At 38.0% G+C, this 17133-nt stretch carries 22 protein-coding genes; 16 read left to right on the forward strand and 6 right to left on the reverse strand.

Features of this window, described 5'->3' with window-relative positions:
- The 3 genes from BAQ46_RS25445 to BAQ46_RS25455 form a co-directional block, all read left to right on the forward strand.
- A partial coding sequence (locus tag BAQ46_RS25445; RefSeq protein ID WP_131801189.1) for a BclA C-terminal domain-containing protein occupies positions 1 to 603 on the forward strand: 603 nt, incomplete at its 5' end.
- Positions 604 to 776: 173 nt separating this feature from the next.
- On the forward strand, positions 777 to 1790 hold the full coding sequence (moaA, locus tag BAQ46_RS25450; protein WP_071743041.1) for a GTP 3',8-cyclase MoaA: 1014 nt from the start codon (positions 777 to 779) through the stop codon (positions 1788 to 1790).
- A 16-nt stretch (positions 1791 to 1806) separates the two neighbouring features.
- Positions 1807 to 2820, forward strand: coding sequence for a molybdopterin-synthase adenylyltransferase MoeB (locus tag BAQ46_RS25455; protein WP_001158102.1), 1014 nt, complete (start codon positions 1807 to 1809; stop codon positions 2818 to 2820).
- Between the two features lie 38 nt (positions 2821 to 2858).
- On the opposite strand, the gene moaC is transcribed toward BAQ46_RS25455, so the two are convergent.
- The gene (gene moaC, locus BAQ46_RS25460) at positions 2859 to 3344 is read right to left on the reverse strand and encodes a cyclic pyranopterin monophosphate synthase MoaC (RefSeq protein ID WP_000094141.1); all 486 of its coding nucleotides are present in this window, start codon (positions 3342 to 3344) and stop codon (positions 2859 to 2861) included.
- 83 nt (positions 3345 to 3427) lie between these two features.
- Between moaC and moeA the strand changes: the two genes are divergently transcribed.
- The 7 genes from moeA (at position 3428) to BAQ46_RS25495 (ending at position 8105) form a co-directional block, all read left to right on the forward strand.
- Positions 3428 to 4717, forward strand: coding sequence for a molybdopterin molybdotransferase MoeA (gene moeA / locus BAQ46_RS25465; RefSeq protein ID WP_061536623.1), 1290 nt, complete (start codon positions 3428 to 3430; stop codon positions 4715 to 4717).
- On the forward strand, positions 4687 to 5202 hold the full coding sequence (gene mobB, locus BAQ46_RS25470; RefSeq protein ID WP_000513637.1) for a molybdopterin-guanine dinucleotide biosynthesis protein B: 516 nt from the start codon (positions 4687 to 4689) through the stop codon (positions 5200 to 5202). Before moeA ends, mobB begins: the two co-directional genes overlap by 31 nt.
- The gene (gene moaE / locus BAQ46_RS25475) at positions 5199 to 5663 is read left to right on the forward strand and encodes a molybdopterin synthase catalytic subunit MoaE (RefSeq protein WP_000799835.1); all 465 of its coding nucleotides are present in this window, start codon (positions 5199 to 5201) and stop codon (positions 5661 to 5663) included. The genes mobB and moaE overlap by 4 nt, the downstream gene beginning before the upstream one ends.
- A gap of 2 nt (positions 5664 to 5665) precedes the next feature.
- Positions 5666 to 5899, forward strand: a complete 234-nt coding sequence (gene moaD / locus BAQ46_RS25480; RefSeq protein ID WP_071743043.1) for a molybdopterin converting factor subunit 1 — start codon at positions 5666 to 5668, stop codon at positions 5897 to 5899.
- Between the two features lie 93 nt (positions 5900 to 5992).
- The gene (locus tag BAQ46_RS25485; RefSeq protein WP_000732111.1) at positions 5993 to 6412 is read left to right on the forward strand and encodes a DUF3888 domain-containing protein; all 420 of its coding nucleotides are present in this window, start codon (positions 5993 to 5995) and stop codon (positions 6410 to 6412) included.
- A 36-nt stretch (positions 6413 to 6448) separates the two neighbouring features.
- Positions 6449 to 7306 (forward strand): glucose uptake protein GlcU, encoded by an 858-nt coding sequence (gene glcU / locus BAQ46_RS25490; RefSeq protein WP_071743045.1) that lies wholly within the window; start codon positions 6449 to 6451, stop codon positions 7304 to 7306.
- 13 nt (positions 7307 to 7319) lie between these two features.
- A complete protein-coding gene (locus BAQ46_RS25495) occupies positions 7320 to 8105 on the forward strand; it encodes a glucose 1-dehydrogenase (RefSeq protein ID WP_061185362.1) in 786 nt (261 codons plus the stop codon).
- A 73-nt stretch (positions 8106 to 8178) separates the two neighbouring features.
- On the opposite strand, the gene BAQ46_RS25500 is transcribed toward BAQ46_RS25495, so the two are convergent.
- On the reverse strand, positions 8179 to 8673 hold the full coding sequence (locus BAQ46_RS25500) for a CarD family transcriptional regulator (RefSeq protein ID WP_001998466.1): 495 nt from the start codon (positions 8671 to 8673) through the stop codon (positions 8179 to 8181).
- Positions 8674 to 8928: 255 nt separating this feature from the next.
- Between BAQ46_RS25500 and BAQ46_RS25505 the strand changes: the two genes are divergently transcribed.
- Positions 8929 to 9165 (forward strand): DUF2553 family protein, encoded by a 237-nt coding sequence (locus BAQ46_RS25505; RefSeq protein WP_000533800.1) that lies wholly within the window; start codon positions 8929 to 8931, stop codon positions 9163 to 9165.
- Between the two features lies 1 nt (position 9166).
- The gene (locus tag BAQ46_RS25510; RefSeq protein ID WP_000621751.1) at positions 9167 to 9349 is read left to right on the forward strand and encodes a sporulation protein Cse60; all 183 of its coding nucleotides are present in this window, start codon (positions 9167 to 9169) and stop codon (positions 9347 to 9349) included.
- A gap of 34 nt (positions 9350 to 9383) precedes the next feature.
- On the opposite strand, the gene BAQ46_RS25515 is transcribed toward BAQ46_RS25510, so the two are convergent.
- A complete protein-coding gene (locus BAQ46_RS25515; protein ID WP_000498984.1) occupies positions 9384 to 9611 on the reverse strand; it encodes a DUF3973 domain-containing protein in 228 nt (75 codons plus the stop codon).
- 424 nt (positions 9612 to 10035) lie between these two features.
- Between BAQ46_RS25515 and BAQ46_RS25525 the strand changes: the two genes are divergently transcribed.
- Both BAQ46_RS25525 and BAQ46_RS25530 read left to right on the forward strand, forming a co-directional pair.
- Positions 10036 to 10467, forward strand: coding sequence for an SRPBCC family protein (locus BAQ46_RS25525; RefSeq protein WP_000437774.1), 432 nt, complete (start codon positions 10036 to 10038; stop codon positions 10465 to 10467).
- Positions 10468 to 10791: an ArsR/SmtB family transcription factor gene (locus BAQ46_RS25530; RefSeq protein WP_000098837.1), complete on the forward strand. Its 324-nt coding sequence runs from the start codon at positions 10468 to 10470 to the stop codon at positions 10789 to 10791.
- A 31-nt stretch (positions 10792 to 10822) separates the two neighbouring features.
- Here BAQ46_RS25530 and BAQ46_RS25535 read toward each other — a convergent pair whose 3' ends face one another.
- Both BAQ46_RS25535 and BAQ46_RS25545 read right to left on the reverse strand, forming a co-directional pair.
- Entirely contained in the window at positions 10823 to 12259 is a 1437-nt protein-coding gene (locus BAQ46_RS25535) for an MDR family MFS transporter (protein WP_001228033.1), read from the reverse strand.
- Between the two features lie 284 nt (positions 12260 to 12543).
- Positions 12544 to 13815, reverse strand: a complete 1272-nt coding sequence (locus tag BAQ46_RS25545; RefSeq protein WP_000558878.1) for a BaiN/RdsA family NAD(P)/FAD-dependent oxidoreductase — start codon at positions 13813 to 13815, stop codon at positions 12544 to 12546.
- Between the two features lie 400 nt (positions 13816 to 14215).
- Here BAQ46_RS25545 and BAQ46_RS25550 point away from each other — a divergent pair, with 400 nt between their 5' ends.
- Positions 14216 to 15868 carry a putative polysaccharide biosynthesis protein gene (locus BAQ46_RS25550; protein WP_071743047.1) on the forward strand — a complete coding sequence of 551 codons (1653 nt, stop codon included), beginning with the start codon at positions 14216 to 14218 and terminating at the stop codon, positions 15866 to 15868.
- 41 nt (positions 15869 to 15909) lie between these two features.
- Positions 15910 to 16638, forward strand: a complete 729-nt coding sequence (locus BAQ46_RS25555) for a pseudouridine synthase (protein WP_001234931.1) — start codon at positions 15910 to 15912, stop codon at positions 16636 to 16638.
- A gap of 81 nt (positions 16639 to 16719) precedes the next feature.
- Here the strand turns inward: BAQ46_RS25555 and BAQ46_RS25560 are convergent, their stop codons facing one another.
- Positions 16720 to 16941, reverse strand: coding sequence for a DeoR family transcriptional regulator (locus BAQ46_RS25560; RefSeq protein WP_000805512.1), 222 nt, complete (start codon positions 16939 to 16941; stop codon positions 16720 to 16722).
- Positions 16942 to 17133: the final 192 nt, after the last annotated feature.

Genomic DNA, 17133 nt, shown 5'->3' on the forward strand with positions numbered 1-17133 from the left:
GAAACGGGTCCAACAGGAAGTACCGGAGTAACAGGAAACACCGGTCCAACGGGGAGTACCGGCCCAACCGGAAGCACCGGAGCGACAGGAAACACGGGTCCAACAGGAAGCACCGGAGCAACGGGAAGTACTGGCCCGACCGGAAATACCGGTCCAACAGGAGAAACGGGAGCGACCGGGGCGACTGGAGTTAGTACAACTGCAACGTACGCTTTTGCAAATAATACATCAGGAAGTGTTATTTCTGTTTTGTTAGGTGGCACGAATATTCCGTTACCAAACAATCAAAATATTGGACCGGGAATAACTGTTAGTGGTGGGAATACTGTATTTACAGTTGCAAATGCAGGGAATTATTATATAGCCTATACAATTAATTTAACAGCAGGTTTACTTGTGAGTTCCCGTATAACTGTAAATAGTAGCCCACTTGCGGGAACGATAAATGCTCCGACAGTGGCTACCGGTTCATTTAGTGCAACAATCATTGCTAACTTGCCTGCTGGAGCTGCTGTTAGCTTACAATTATTTGGAGTAGTTGCGTTGGCTACATTATCGACGGCAACGCCAGGAGCTACTTTAACGATTATTAGATTAAGTTAATAAGGAGAAAACCTTGGGGCTTTTATGCTTCAAGGTTTTTTATCTCCTTATTTGTATGTAGTCTCATTGATTAGGAAAGTTTTACTTTATTCACATGAGTAAAAACATCGCAGTTCGAAAATATATTATAATAGAATGAAAAGAGAGAAATTTGGCAGAAAGGGAGGGTGGCGATGCAGGAGATGGTTACAGATTTTTTTGGACGCCCACTTCAAGATTTACGCATATCTGTCATTGATCGTTGCAATTTTAGATGTACATATTGTATGCCAGCGGAAGTGTTTGGGCCAGATTATGCTTTTTTGAAAGATGAGTTTTTACTGACGTTTGATGAAATTGAGCGTTTAGCAAAACTATTTGTGAGCATCGGTGTACGAAAAATTAGACTTACTGGTGGCGAGCCACTACTTCGTAAAGATTTAACAAAACTTATTGCACGTCTCGTGAAAATTGACGGGCTATTAGATATAGGGTTAACGACCAATGCAATTCATTTAACGAAGCAAGCAAAAGTATTAAAAGAAGCTGGATTACATAGAGTAAATGTTAGTTTGGATGCAATAGATGATGATGTATTTAAGGCTATTAATGGCCGGAATATTAATACGAAACCTGTTATAAAGGGAATTATGGCTGCAAAAGAGGCTGGGCTTGATGTAAAGGTAAATATGGTTGTGAAAAAAGGGATGAATGATCATCAAGTACTTCCGATGGCTGCGTATTTTAAAGAGCAAGGAATCTCGCTTAGGTTTATTGAGTTTATGGATGTTGGTAGTACAAATGGATGGAACTTTGATCAAGTCGTTACGAAGCGAGAGTTAATTGAGATGATTCATCGCGTGTATCCGCTTGAGCAAGCTGAAGCGCATTATTTTGGTGAAGTTGCGAAGAGATATCGTTACGTCGGAACAAATATTGAAGTCGGTTTTATTACTTCTGTTTCTGAGTCCTTTTGTTCCTCTTGTACGAGAGCGAGAATTTCAGCAGATGGAAAGTTTTATACTTGCTTATTTGCGACAGAAGGACTCGATCTAAGGGAGCTTCTTAGAGGGAATCTTTCAGATGAGGAGTTATTACGTGTTATACAAGATGTATGGATGAATAGAAAAGATAGGTATTCGGATGAACGGACAGAAGAAAGTGCAAAAAATCGTCCGAAAATTGAAATGTCTTATATAGGAGGATAAGAAAGGGGGCTATCGTATGCAGGAGCGATATTCAAGGCAAATATTATTTTCTGGTGTTGGAGAAGAAGGACAGAGAAAAATTAGAGAGAAGCATGTGCTTATTATTGGTGCGGGAGCTCTTGGTGCAGCAAATGCAGAAGCGATTGTTAGAGCAGGTGTTGGAAAAGTAACAATTGCGGATCGTGATTATGTAGAGTGGAGTAATTTACAAAGGCAACAATTATATACAGAAGAAGATGCAAAGCAGTATAAACCGAAGGCGGTAGCAGCGGCAGAGCATTTAAAAGCGATTAATTCTGAGGTGGAAATAAATCCGGTTGTGACTGATGTAACAGTGCAGGAAATGGAAGAGTTAGTGAAGGGTGTAGATTTAATATTAGATGCGACAGATAATTTTGAAACGCGTCTTCTTATTAATGATATTTCACAAAAGTATAATATTCCATGGATATATGGTGGTTGTGTCGGAAGCTACGGAGTAACGTATACAATTGTACCAGGAAAAACACCGTGTTTCCGCTGTTTAATGGAGCATCCAGCAAGCGGAGCAACATGTGATACGGCTGGTATTATACAGCCGGCGGTGCAATTAGTAGTTGCGCATCAAATAACAGAAGCGTTGAAAATATTAGTAGAAGACTATGGGGCGCTTCGCGAAACGATGTTATCGTTTGATCTTTGGAATAATCAACAGATGGCATTTAAAGTGAATAGACAGAAAAAAGAAACGTGTTTATCTTGCGGAAGATTACGTACATATCCGAGTTTAACATTTGAAGCACAAACGAAAACAGAAGTGTTATGTGGACGAAATACAGTACAAATCCGTCCAGGTGTGCGGAATGAATTTAATTTAGAAGAAATTAAAAAGCGCTTACAAAGAAGTGTGGATGTAAAGGCTACTCCGTATTTAGTATCGTTTCTGGTAGAGGAATTTCGTTTTGTTTTATTTACAGATGGCAGAGCTTTTATTCATGGGACGAATGATATAAATGTAGCAAAACGTTTATATACAAGATACATAGGTTGAACCTAAAGAGAAACCCTTTAGGTTCAACAGAGAGAAAATCAAGACTTTCTCGTATAATCTCCACTTTTTCCACCTGTTTTTTCAAGTAAGTACGTTTCGCCAATAATCATACCTTTATCAACAGCTTTACACATATCATACACAGTAAGGGCAGTAGCGGAAGCAGCTGTTAAAGCTTCCATTTCAACACCGGTGCTACCTTCTGTTTTAACTTTTACTTCAATCAGTAATCGATATTGTTCATCAGATTGTTTCCAATCGAAAGAAACGTCAACACCTTTTAATAATAAAGGATGACACATTGGGATAATATCAGAAGTGCGTTTCGCAGCCATAATACCAGCGATTTGTGCAACTGCTAATACGTCACCTTTCCCGATTTCATTATGAGAGATTTTATCGTAAATTTCTTTTGTAACGACAATGCTAGAGCACGCAATTGCTGTTCGAACGGTTGCTTTTTTATCGCTTATATCAACCATTTTCGCGCGTCCTTGGTCATTAAAGTGTGTGAATGAAGACATGGAATTCCTCCTTGAAGTAATTTCTATTTAATATATAAAGTTTAATCGAGATAAAAAAAATTGCAAATATGGGGTGAGAAACGATGGTAGAAAAACGAATTCCGATTCAAGTTGCTGAGGCAGTAGAGAGAGTAATGGAATATGCGAAAATTGGTGAAGTAGAAGAAGTTTCTATTACGGAAAGTTACGGGAGAATTCTTGGGGAGGATGTTGTCTCTGATCATGACGTTCCTCATTTTGATCGTTCTCCTTATGATGGTTTCGCAATTCGAGCGGAAGATACGAAAGAAGCAAATCAAGAGAATGCAATTGAGTTTGAAGTAATAGGAGAAATCGGAGCGGGGTCTGTTTTTCTAGATACAGTAGGATCTTTTCAGGCGGTTCGTATTATGACAGGAGCAGCTATTCCAGCAGATTGTAATGCAGTCGTAATGCTAGAACTGACGGAAGGTTTTGAGAAGGACGGAAAAACATATATGAAGTTAAAGCGTCCTTTTCATAGTGGCGACAATGTGTCATTTAAAGGGGAAGATATAAAACAAAATCAAGTTCTCGTTCAGAAAGGTGTTGCAATTAATCCAGGTGTTGCGGCCTTATTAGCGACGTTTGGATATAGTACTGTGAAAGTTGTAAAACAGCCTGTTGTTGGTATTGTGACGACAGGAAGTGAATTGTTAGAAGTACATGAGTCGTTACAACCGGGGAAAATTAGAAATAGTAACTCTTATATGATTGCTGCTCAAATTATGAAAGCTGGAGGTAAAGTCCGATATTATGGCCAACTTGCCGACGAGTTAGGTGCATGTTTTACAGCTGTTCAATCAGCGATGGATGAAGTTGATATTTTAATTACGACAGGCGGTGTGTCGGTAGGAGATTATGACTACTTGCCAGCTATTTATGAAAGATTACAAGCGAATGTACTCTTCAATAAAATAGCGATGAGACCAGGAAGTGTAACGACCGTAGCTGAAGTTGATGGAAAGTTACTTTTCGGTTTATCAGGGAATCCGTCAGCTTGTTACGTAGGATTTGAGCTATTTGTGCATCCAGTTATAAAAACATATTTGAATGCGAAAGAACCTCACGTATATAGAGCAGATGCTATTTTACAAAAAGATTTTCCAAAGCCGAATCCGTTTACTCGTTTTGTAAGAGCAAAGGTGACAATTGTGGACGGGGCATTACAAGCGATGCCGGTCGGTTTAGATAAATCGAGTGCGGTATCTTCACTTGCAGATGCGAATGCTTTTATTGTGTTGCCTGGAGGAACGAGAGGCTTTGAGGCAGGGATGAAAGTGTCTGTATTATTGTTAGAGCACGCTGAGGGATGTGATTGGCCATGGGCAAAGCCCCTTCAATCTTACAAATAGTAGGGTATCAAAATAGCGGGAAAACAACACTTGTTGAGAAAATTGTACATGTATTAACTGAAAGCGAAATGAAAGTTGCTACGATTAAACATCACGGGCATGGAGGGTTTCCAGAAGTAGCGCAAAAAGATAGTGAAAGGCATAGAAAGGCCGGTGCTGTCGTAAGTAGTGTAGAAGGTGCTGGGTTACTTTCATTGTCATCATTAAGAGAGGAATGGTCCTTGCAAGAAATTATCCGTTTATACGAGTTTTTTGAAGTGGATACAATTTTAATTGAGGGCTATAAAAAAGAGAGCTATCCAAAAGTGGTGTTACTTCGTTCTGCGGAAGACGTTGAACTTTTACATAAAGTAGAAAATATAGTAGCAGTTATTACGTGGTATGATGCTCCTGCAAACTTACGAGAAGAATATAAAGTATTTCATATAACAGAAGAAAAATTGTACATAGACTGGTTTTTACAAACGGTAAGGAGTGCGAAATGAAAAATACGTATTATGAAGTAATTGATACAGAAATTTCAATTGAAGAAGTAGCGAATAAGGTTATTCGCCGCGAATGTGGTGCTGTTACAACATTTATTGGAACGGTTAGAGAGTTTACGAAAGGGCGTCGTACATTATACTTAGAATATGTCGCTTATAAAACGATGGCAGAAAAGATGCTAGAGAAAATCGGATCAGAAGTGAAAGAGAAGTGGCCAGGTACACACGTTGCGATTACACATCGCATCGGTACACTGCAAATTTCTGATATTGCGGTTGTTGTGGCTGTTTCAACGCCGCATCGTAAAGCGGCTTATGAAGCAAATGAATACATTATGGAACGCATAAAACAAATTGTTCCAATTTGGAAAAAGGAGTTTTGGGAAGATGGAGACTCTTGGATTGGCGATCAATTAGAAAAAACGCCATATCCGGCGGGAGAGCCTGGGAAGGAGCTATAAGTATGATTCGAGTATTGTTATTTGCGAACTTGCAAGAAGAAGCAGGAAGAAGTGAATTACAAATAGAGAAAGAAAGTATTACGGTTGCAGAGTTAAAAGATGTTATTGCAAAAGAATATAATGTACCAGTCACAGAACCAATTATGGTTGCGATTAATGAAGAATATGCAAATGAAGATTATACAATTCAATCTGGTGATGTTGTTGCACTAATCCCACCAGTGAGCGGTGGTTAATATTGGATTCATTAAAACGACTTTCCTATATAGGGAAAGTCGTTTTTTTATGGCGTTTTTGAGAACACTAACGTATAGAACAAGGAGGGCGTTATGAAAAAATTATGTGTAATGCTAACAATGATATGTTCTATCTTTTCCTTTTTGCCAAGTTATTCTTTGGCAAAAGAATCGAATGAACAACTTTTAGAAAGTGCATTATTAAATCGATATTATTCTGTGATAAGACAAGTGACAGAAGACCAATATGAATGTGCTTCAGTTATCAATATAAAGCGTCTCGGCAAGAATGGTGAGTTCGTTCCTAGATATGAAGTGACGCTACAATTTCTTACATTTCAAGGAGCACATAATCCGCCAAATGATAAAGTTACGCTTACTTTGGAAGATTATTTAGATCACGTAAGGATAAAGAAAGTGGAGCGAGAAAAGAATGTTTCTGGTGCTATTGCAGAAAAGATTTGTGAAAGGGAAAAAGAAAAAATAAAAGCTCACTCTACTGATTCAGAGTGATAACCTATGACATTTAGTAAAGAAAGGTAATGAGCGATGGATATATTTTTAGCGATTTTACCAGCTATATTTTGGGGAAGTATTGTGCTATTTAACGTAAAACTGGGCGGGGGACCGTATAGTCAAACGCTCGGAACAACGCTTGGCGCGCTTATTTTCTCGATTGTTGTTTATATTTTTATGAAACCAGTATTGACTCCTACTGTTATCGGAGTTGGTATTGTGTCAGGTTTATTTTGGGCGCTTGGTCAGGCGAATCAATTAAAAAGTATTGATTTAATGGGCGTTTCAAGGACGATGCCCATTTCAACAGGACTTCAATTAGTTGCGACGACTTTATTTGGAGTCATTGTATTTCATGAGTGGTCCACGACAATATCAGTTGTCCTTGGTGTTTTGGCCCTCGTTTGTATTATTATCGGTGTTATTTTAACATCGCTTCAAAGTGAAGAAGAAAAGAGTGCAGAGCAAGCGGGGAATTTTAAAAAAGGCATTATCATTTTATTGATTTCAACAGTCGGCTATTTAGTTTATGTAGTAGTGATTAGACTATTTAAAGTAGATGGTTGGTCAGCTTTGTTGCCACAAGCAGTTGGTATGGTGTTAGGGGGGATTTTGCTTACTTTTAAACATCATCCATTTAATAAATATGCAATACGAAATATTATTCCAGGATTAATTTGGGCAGCTGGAAATATGTTTTTATTCATTTCACAGCCGCGTGTTGGAGTGGCAACAAGTTTCTCGCTATCGCAAATGGGAATTATTATTTCGACGCTTGGCGGGATTCTTATATTAGGTGAAAGAAAAACGAAACGCCAATTAACGGGTATTGTTGTCGGTATCGTTTTTATTATCGCAGCCGGAATTATGCTAGGTATAGCAAAAAGTTAAAGGAGGTATGGAAATGTATAGTGATTTAGAAGGAAAGGTTGTCGTTATTACAGGATCAGCAAGTGGTCTTGGAAGGGCGATGGGAGTAAGGTTTGCTGCGGAGAAAGCAAAAGTAGTGATTAACTATCGCTCACGAGAATCAGAAGCGAATGATGTGTTAGAAGAAATTAAACAAGTAGGCGGAGAAGCGATTGCTGTAAAAGGTGATGTGACGGTCGAATCAGATGTGGCGAATCTCATTCAATCTGCTGTGAAAGAGTTTGGTACACTTGACGTTATGATTAACAATGCAGGGATAGAAAATGCGGTACCATCGCATGAAATGCCGCTTGAAGATTGGAATAGGGTAATTAACACAAATTTAACAGGTGCTTTTTTAGGAAGCCGTGAAGCGATTAAATATTTTGTAGAACATGATATTAAAGGATCTGTCATTAATATGTCGAGTGTTCATGAGAAAATTCCGTGGCCATTATTTGTGCACTATGCAGCAAGTAAGGGTGGTATTAAACTGATGACAGAAACGTTAGCGTTAGAATATGCACCAAAAGGTATTCGAGTAAATAATATAGGGCCAGGTGCAATTAATACGCCGATCAATGCAGAAAAGTTTGCTGATCCTAAAAAACGTGCTGACGTAGAAAGTATGATACCGATGGGCTACATCGGAAAACCAGAAGAAATTGCAGCAGTAGCAACTTGGCTCGCTTCTTCAGAGGCGAGTTATGTAACGGGCATTACGCTATTTGCAGATGGTGGAATGACGTTATATCCATCGTTTCAAGCTGGGCGTGGGTAATAGAAAAGGACGAAGAGATAAAACTCTTCGTCCTTTTTTTACAAAAAAAAAATAGCGGCCAGCTATTTTAAATTTAGTGATTAATTGTATCTTGAAGATATTCTGTTGCTTGATGTTCAGAAACATTTTGCACGAGTGCAACTTCACTAATCATCATTTTTCGGGCGTTATCTAGCATTTGTTTTTCGCTCGCATTTAAAGCTCTCTCTTTATTGCGGCGAAGTAAATCCCGAACAACTTCTGCACTATCTTGCAGATTGCCGTTTTTCATTTTTTCCATATTCATTGTATATCTTTGTTTCCAGGAAAGTGATGTATCTGATTCCCCGTTTTGAAATTCAAGAAGTATATCATCTAACGTACCTTTATCTACGATATAACGAATACCTGATTTTTGTAATTGATCCATCGGAAGCATTACTTGCATATCCTTACTAATGATACGTATTACACAATATTGACGTATTGTTCCTAATATTTCTTTCTCTTCAATGGCTTCGATGACTCCTGCGCCGTTCATTGGATAAACGATTTTATCACCAATTTGAAACAAATCATCCACCTCCATATGTGGTAACCATCTTTAATGATAGCATAAGTGAATGGAAATGTCAAATTTTATATAATACCATAATAATTATATTTGAGTCAATAAGTAAAAGCTCTTTTTATATATATTTTTTTTGTTTTTATTTATGGATGATTTTTTTAGAAAAATAGTACAGGCGGAGAAAGGAGGCATATCCACTTATTTTTAAGCATAAAATGTAAAATCGCTAATACAATATACCTAAATCCGTTCTTTGCAAAGGAGGGAGAGAAGGTGGGGCGCACAATAAAAATTGATATTACAAATAAAGTGGTAGCTAAATTTAGACCAGATTATTTGGAATTGTATACGAGTAAATTTATGATAGGTAAGTTTTATGTCTATACTGAAGGTAAACAATATGTGTTAGAAGACGGATATATATATGAAGACGGAAAGTTTTATCGCATCATAGATACGCACCGTGGCAATAATCAAGCGGCGGAGGGCTGCGATCTAGGATGGTGTTAACATGATTCGTGTAAAAGTGTTTGATGAAAGTCACGAAAAAGACTTAGAAGACGCTGTAAATGTTTTTTTGAAAAAGATTGATGATAGTAACTTTGTAGACATTAAGTACCAAGTCGGTGTTTCTATTAACGATGACGAAAACCAAATTTATTGTTTTTCAGCAATGATCGTTTATAAAGCATAAAAAAGAGCTGGATGAGCCAGCTCTTTTTTATGCTTTATGTTGGGACAACATGTGTCGGTAATACGTTCATAATAGATTGGGTTGCGCCTAATTTCTTTGTCGTTAAAAGAGGCTCCCCTGTCTCATGATTTTGGGCATCTTTACACATACCAAGGTGATAACGATCACCTAAAAATGGATCAATATAAAAACCGTTTTTGAATACTTTATCATTCGGATGTTTTTCATGGTGAATATCAGAGCAGTTAATGCAATAGAACATAGCGTTCAACCCCTTTTTATTTTTGTTTGAAAAAAGTGAGTCGGTAGTCATTTCGCTCCTAAGGAAATGTTGAGGAGAAGAGAAATAACTACCTACTCAAATGGTGGGCATATTCCTTCTGATTTTTCATATCTCGCGTAGTGTCCCTGAGGGAAGGAGGAGAGACGAAATACGCATGATATACGTAAGGCGCTTCTTCCAAGATGAATGATGGAGTTTCATGTTGAGAGAAGTTTTTATTTTTTGTTGCCTTTGTGAGTATATTATGAGGAAATGTTCGGAGGGTGTTTGTCCTGTTGAAAAAATGTTGAGAATTTCTCAACAGTAAAAAAGAGTTAGCGTTGACATGAAACTAAAAGGTGTTATATTATCGAAGTGTAACCAAAAGGTGTTATATTTGATTGCCGAATAAAGGAGAATGGAAATGGAACAACAAAATACATTAACTGACATTAAACAAACGATCGTTTTTAACGCGTCTATTCAAAAGGTGTGGAATGTAGTATCAACTGCAGAAGGGATTGCCTCATGGTTTATGCCAAATGATTTCGTATTAGAGGTAGGACATGAATTTCATATACAATCACCATTTGGACCATCACCATGTAAAGTATTAGAAATCGATGAGCCAAATCATCTATCTTTTTCATGGGATACAGATGGCTGGGTTGTTTCATTTCATCTGAAAGACCTAGGAGATAATAAAACAGAATTTACGTTAATTCACGGCGGCTGGAAACACCCTGATGAAATTCTTCCGAAAGCGAATGCGAAGAGCTCTATTATTCGCGACAGAATGAGCGGAGGCTGGGTAGCGATTGTAAATGAAAAACTGAAAAAGGTTGTCGAAGGCTAAGTGTCCTCATCAGCAGCGAAATATGATGTGTTTCAAGCAATTGCTGATCCAACCCGCCGAGAAGTAATACGGTTATTAAGTGATAAAGAGTTACCGATTTCCAAAATAACGGATCATTTTCCGATGAGTCGTACTGCGGTTGTAAAGCACCTTCATATTCTTTCAGAAGCGAATTTAGTAAGTGGAAGAAAAAGCGGAAGAGAGAAAATATATCGCTTGCATCCAGAACCATTAGAGGAATTACAACAGTGGCTCTCGTATTATGAACGTTTTTGGGATAATAAATTGTCCATGCTGAAACATATTGTGGAGAATGAAGAGTAAAAGAGGATGACCATTTTGGTCATCCTCTTTCTTATTGCTCACTCGTTTGTGTAGCGGGCTTTAATAAAAGCCAAGCGATAATTAATGTACATACTGCCAATACAAAAGTACTCATATAAATGACGTGTACACTTGATGCTAATGCGGATTGCGATTCGGTTACTACGTTTGTTGTAGTACCTCCATGTCCGCCAGATACAAGATCAAGGTTTTTAATACCACGTGCGTGAATCATCGTATTGAAGATTGTACCGAATATTGCCGCACCTAACGTTTGGCTAAATGTATTAATAAATGTGTTTAAACCAACGGCTGTTCCACGTGTATGAGCTGGTACGGCTGCTTGAATTGTTACCATGTAAATCGGTGTCACAAGCCCCATTCCTAAGCCGAATAATCCGACTGCCACATAAATAAGGAACGATGGTGAATGTGTTGATAATGTAAATAATAAGAACGTAGCGACTGATAAAATGCTAGCCCCAAGTAAAATGATTTGTTTCGTTTTTAATTTTCCTACTAAGTTACCAGAGAAAATAGCTCCAAATGTCCACATAACAGGGATTGGCATTAAAATAAGTCCGGCTTCTGTTGCATTTTTTCCTAATACACCTTGGCTCCAAATTGGAAGGTACATTGTAATACTAATAATCATTGCGCCAGCGATAAGCGTTAATATATTAATCGTAGATAATGTACGGTTAGAGAAAAGTGCTAGCGGAATTAATGGTTCCGGAGATTTTTTCTCGATGAATAAGAAAATAATGAATGAAACGACGGCGAAGATTAATAGGCCGATAATTGTTATATCTCCCCAGTTTTGCTTACTGCTACCTGTTAATAATGCGTATAGTAGAGCAATCGTACTTAGTGAGAATACTGTTGCACCAAGATAGTCGATATGGTGCTTAGCAGGCTTAATAGATTCTTTGTAGTAAATGGCAATCATTAAGCAAGCGATAATTCCAAATGGAACGTTTAAGAAGAAAATATAACGCCAAGAAAGAGAATCAACTAAAAATCCGCCGACTAATGGTCCGATAACACCTGAGACACCCCAAACAGCACTTATCCATCCTTGTGCTTTTGCGCGGTCTTTCGCTTCGTCATATAAGTCACCAATGATTGTCATAGTAATTGGCATGACAGCACCAGCACCTAAACCTTGAAGGGCACGAAAGACGATAAGTTGTTCCATCGATGTAACGACACCGCAAAGTGCAGAACCGACTAAAAAGATTGTAGCTCCAATAAGTAAAACTTTTTTACGGCCAAATAAATCAGCTAGCTTTCCGTATATTGGAGTTGAAACCGCTGTGGCAAGCATGTAAATTGCGTAAACCCAGCTAACAAGTTCAACGCCGGATAAATCACTCGTTATACGAGGGATCGCTGTACTAACAATCGTTCCTTCTACAGCAGAAAGAAACGTCATTAGCATTAAAGACATCATGACTTTTTTTCTCATATGTTTTCCCCTTACCCTTTTTCAAATATTCAACAATATAAAATATAAAGGTACTAAGGTAAATAAAGCAACAAAAAAGCAATGGAAAGTTAAGGGGAGGGGATATTTGTCGTTTTTTGTCGGTAAGTCGATATATTTGAAAAATCGCCGATATAAGTAGCAGAATCGCTGATATATTTGGAAAATCGCCGATATAAGTAGCAGAATCGCTGATATATTTACAGAATCGCCGATATAATTTCATGTACCTATAAAAAAAGAAACAGGAATCCCTGTTTCTCAGTTTAATATTGCATTTTTGCATTTTCTCCAGCTGTTGTTCCGGCAATTCTACCAGTAACGAGAGCAGATGTAATGTTATAGCCACCAGTATAACCGTGAATATCAAGAACTTCCCCGCAGAAATATAAGCCGTTCGTGAATTTAGAAGACATTTCTTTCGGGTTAATTTCTTTAACGGATACACCGCCGCCAGTAACGAATGCTTTTTCAATTGACTGCGTACCATTTACATTTACAGTAAATTCTTTAAAGTCTTTCACAAGTGCACGAATCTTCTCGTGAGAAACTTGTCCAGCTTGCTCGCTGCCATCAATTTCATTTTTTTCTAATAAGAATAGGAAGTAACGTTCAGGAACATAACCTTTTAACACGTTTTTAATTCCTTTTTTCGGATCTTCCTTCATTTGTTTCAGCATGCGCTGGAATAGTTGTTCACTATTTTCTTCTGGCAATGCATCGATGCTCATTTGCACTGTATTCGTTTTGAACTTTTTCAGTGCTTTTACAACGAATTGACTACAGCGAAGAGCAGCAGGACCAGATAAACCGAAGTGAGTGAAGAGCATGTCCATTTTGTGAGAAATGATAGCTTTTCCTTTCGGGTTTAATACGCTTAAGTTTACATCTCGTAAAGCGAGGCCTTGTAGTGAACGGTCTCGAATAAATGGTTCGTTTGAAAGGATTGGTACTTCTGTTGGGAATAATTCTGTAATTGTATGACCAGCTTTTTCTGCCCAAGCATATCCGTCTCCAGTAGAACCAGTTTGAGGAACAGATTTTCCGCCAACAGCGATAACGACGTGATTTGTTTCTAGCACTTCGCCAGTCTTTAGTACGACTGCTTTCGTTTGACCATTTTCATATTCAATCGTTTCAACAGGTGTATTCGTGCGGATCTTTACACCTAAATCTTTTAATCGTGTTAAAAGTGCGTCTACTACCGATTGGGCTTTATTTGAAACAGGGAACATGCGGCCATGATCCTCTTCTTTCAGTTTTACACCGAGATTTTCGAAGAATGTAATAATATCTTCATTATTAAAAATAGAAAAAGCGCTGTATAAGAAGCGGCCATTTCCTGGTATATGTTTAACGATCTCATCAAGTGGTAGACGGTTCGTTACGTTACAGCGGCCGCCACCAGAAATCGCAAGTTTACGCCCTAGTTTATTTCCTTTATCAAGAAGTAAGACGCTTGCGCCTTCTTCTGCAGCACCGATTGCAGCCATTAGCCCAGAAGGCCCACCGCCGATGACAATAACATCATAATGCATAATATATCGACCTCATTTTCTACATTTCCTGCCTAAAAGAATAGCATGTTTTCCCTTAAAAGAAAAATAGAGTGAAGTACTGCTTAAGGAGAGAATTGTGGTACAATACAAAAGTTAGAGTTCAGCACTATCCTGCTATTTGTGGGCCATAGGACTAAAACCTTAAGAGTTAGGGGAAGTCTAATAGTTCTCGAATGCTCGAATAGTTCAATTTATTATAGTTTCACTTTACCCCGCATTAACGGGCAGTAAGGCTCCCACCTTAAAGTTTGCTTAGGTCAAAGAAGTAGGTGGGAGATTAACTGCCCCTAAATGCCCGATTGGTTCAACTAATAATCAGTGGGGAAGAACACCCCACTGATTAAAGTTTCACTTTATGTAGATGTAGGAGGATTTTTGTATGTCCGATTCGAAATTTCTGCGCGGAACGCTTATCGTTACGTTAGGGACATTTTTAGTGAAGTTCTTAGGCATGATTTACGTCTTTCCGTTTCATGCATTAGTAGGGACAGAAGGCGGAACGCTCTATACATATGGATACATTCCATATACGATCTTTTTAAGTATTGCAACGGCAGGGGTGCCGCTTGCTGTTTCAAAATTCGTTTCCAAATATAATGCGCTTGGCGATTATAAAACGAGCCGGAGAATGTTCCGCTCGGGAATGGTTATGATGATAGTAACAGGAGTTCTTTCATTCCTAGTACTGTACATGACGGCGCCGTTGTTTGCAGAAGCAATGCTTGGTAAACAAAGTGTACACAGTAATATAGGAGAAGTTACGACGATTATTCGTCTTGTAAGTTTTGCGCTTATTGTTGTGCCGGCAGCGAGTTTAATTCGTGGTTATTTCCAAGGTCACCAATCGATGGGACCAACTACTGTTTCGCAAATTATTGAACAAATTATTCGTATCGTCTTTTTATTAGCGGGTAGTTTTATCGTTATTAAAGTACTTGGTGGTACAGTTGCAACAGCAGTTGGGGTAGCGACATTTGCTGCATTCGTTTCAGCAGTTGGAGCGCTCGGTGTACTCATTTGGTACTGGCTAAAACGTAAAAAACATTTGGATCAATATTTAATTGAACAAACTGTACCAGAATCGACAGTGAGTACTGTTCAATTATTTAAAGAATTATTTGCATATGCGATTCCTTACGTTGTAATTGGGTTAACAATTCCTTTATATCAACAAATTGATACATTGACATTTAACTCAATTATGCAAGCGATTGGCCAAGGTGATATTGCAGAGCGAGCGCTCGGTATTTTCACAATGTGGACGCATAAATTAATTATGATTCCTGTATCACTTGCGACAGCGTTTAGTTTAACGCTCGTACCAGCGATTACAAAATCATTTACTGAAAAGCAATACCGTTATTTAAAGTTACAAATTACACAAACATTCCAGGCAAATATGTTCTTAACATTGCCAGCAGTTGTCGGTATTTCATCACTTGCCTATCCGATTTATACTGCATTTTACGATTCAGATCCATTAGGTGGACAAGTATTAATGTGGTATGCACCGGTTGCGTTGTTATTTGCTTTATTTACAGTAACAGCGGCAATTCTGCAAGGTATTAACCAACAAAAGCATGCGATTATCGCACTTATAATGGGTGTTATTTTGAAATTTGTATGTAACGTAATCTTTATTCGTTATTTCGGTACAGTAGGGGCGATTCTAGCAACAGCTGTTGGTTTCTTAGCTTCTGTTTGGTACACAAATCAACAAATTAAAAAATACGCACACTATTCATTCGGTGTTGTATATAAGAGAACGTTCCAAATTGCAGTATTAACATTTGTAATGGTTGTGGTCGTAAAACTATCACAATGGGTTCTATCCTTCATGATTTCGCCGGATGGCCGAGTTGGCGCTCTTATTACAGTTGCGATTTGTGCAGGTCTTGGCGGTCTCGTTTACGGATTGTTAGCAATTCGCACAGGAGTACTTGAAAGAGTATTCGGCGGAGAAGCGTTAGAGAAAATCCAGCGTAAACTTGGCAATAGATTTAAAATAAAGTTGAAATCAAAAGGGGCGTAATTACGTCCCCTTTTCTATGATAAATAAAGAAGGTGAAAAACATGAGATTAGATAAATTATTAGCAAATATGGGATATGGAAGTAGAAAAGAAGTAAAGAAATTATTGAAAGACGGCGTTGTGAAAATTGATGGAATACCGGTGAAAGATGCAAAGGTTCATGTAAATGTAGAAGAACAAGAAGTTATGATTCACGGTGAAGTCGTGGAATATAAAGAGTTTGTCTACTTAATGATGCATAAACCACAAGGCGTTATTTCAGCTACAGAAGATGATAATCATGAAACGGTAATAGATTTATTAGAGTTAGAAGATGCGATTTTTAATCCGTTCCCAGTGGGAAGACTTGATATTGATACAGAAGGTTTCTTATTAATAACAAATGACGGGAAGTTATCACATCAATTGTTATCTCCGAAAAAGCATGTGCCGAAAAAATATTATGCACACGTTGCAGGAGTAGTAACGGAAGAGGATGTAAAAGAGTTTGCTAAAGGTGTTATTTTAGATGATGGCTATGAGACAAAGCCAGGTGCACTTACAATATTAAAAAGCGATGATATTTCTGAAATCGAGCTTGTCATTACAGAAGGAAAGTTCCATCAAGTGAAGCGTATGTTTGAAGCGGTAGGGAAAAAAGTAGTCTACTTAAAGAGAACAGAGATGGGACCGTTAGTGTTAGATGAAGAGCTAGAACTTGGACAATACCGAGAGCTAACAGATGAAGAAGTAGAGATGTTAAAAACATATCAAGTAGATACTGAGAAATAGTGCTATTTTTAGGTGCAGAAAAGACCCCTTTCTAATGAGTTAGAAAGGGGTATGTATTTATTTACATACAATTATTTTTCGTTATGAGGTCATTCTCACTTTCTTTCCTGTTGTTGTCCACTTACCGCGGCAAGGGCTATACACGAGTTCATTAAACTGCAACACATTTAGATCACGTTGTATCGTTCGCGGTGTGATCCCGAACTCATCTACAAGGTCTTTCGTCGTTACCGTTCCGTTTTCATTGATGTACATATAAATTGATTTAATGCGTGTTAGCATACGAGTAGTTGTAGGTTTCAAGAGAAAACCACTCCTCTACTAGTTTTTTTGACCCCATTCAGGAAAGAAGGTCGTTACTACCATTGTACTCTACATGATAAAATTCATGCTTTAATCTACTTAAATTTTACAGAAATTTAACAAATATTCATATAGAAAAATATTGGTAGTTGACATTGTATATATGGTCAGTCAACTAACACATAAAATTCT

Origin of the sequence: Bacillus paranthracis, assembly GCF_001883995.1 — a bacterium.
Classification (GTDB): domain Bacteria; phylum Bacillota; class Bacilli; order Bacillales; family Bacillaceae_G; genus Bacillus_A; species Bacillus_A paranthracis.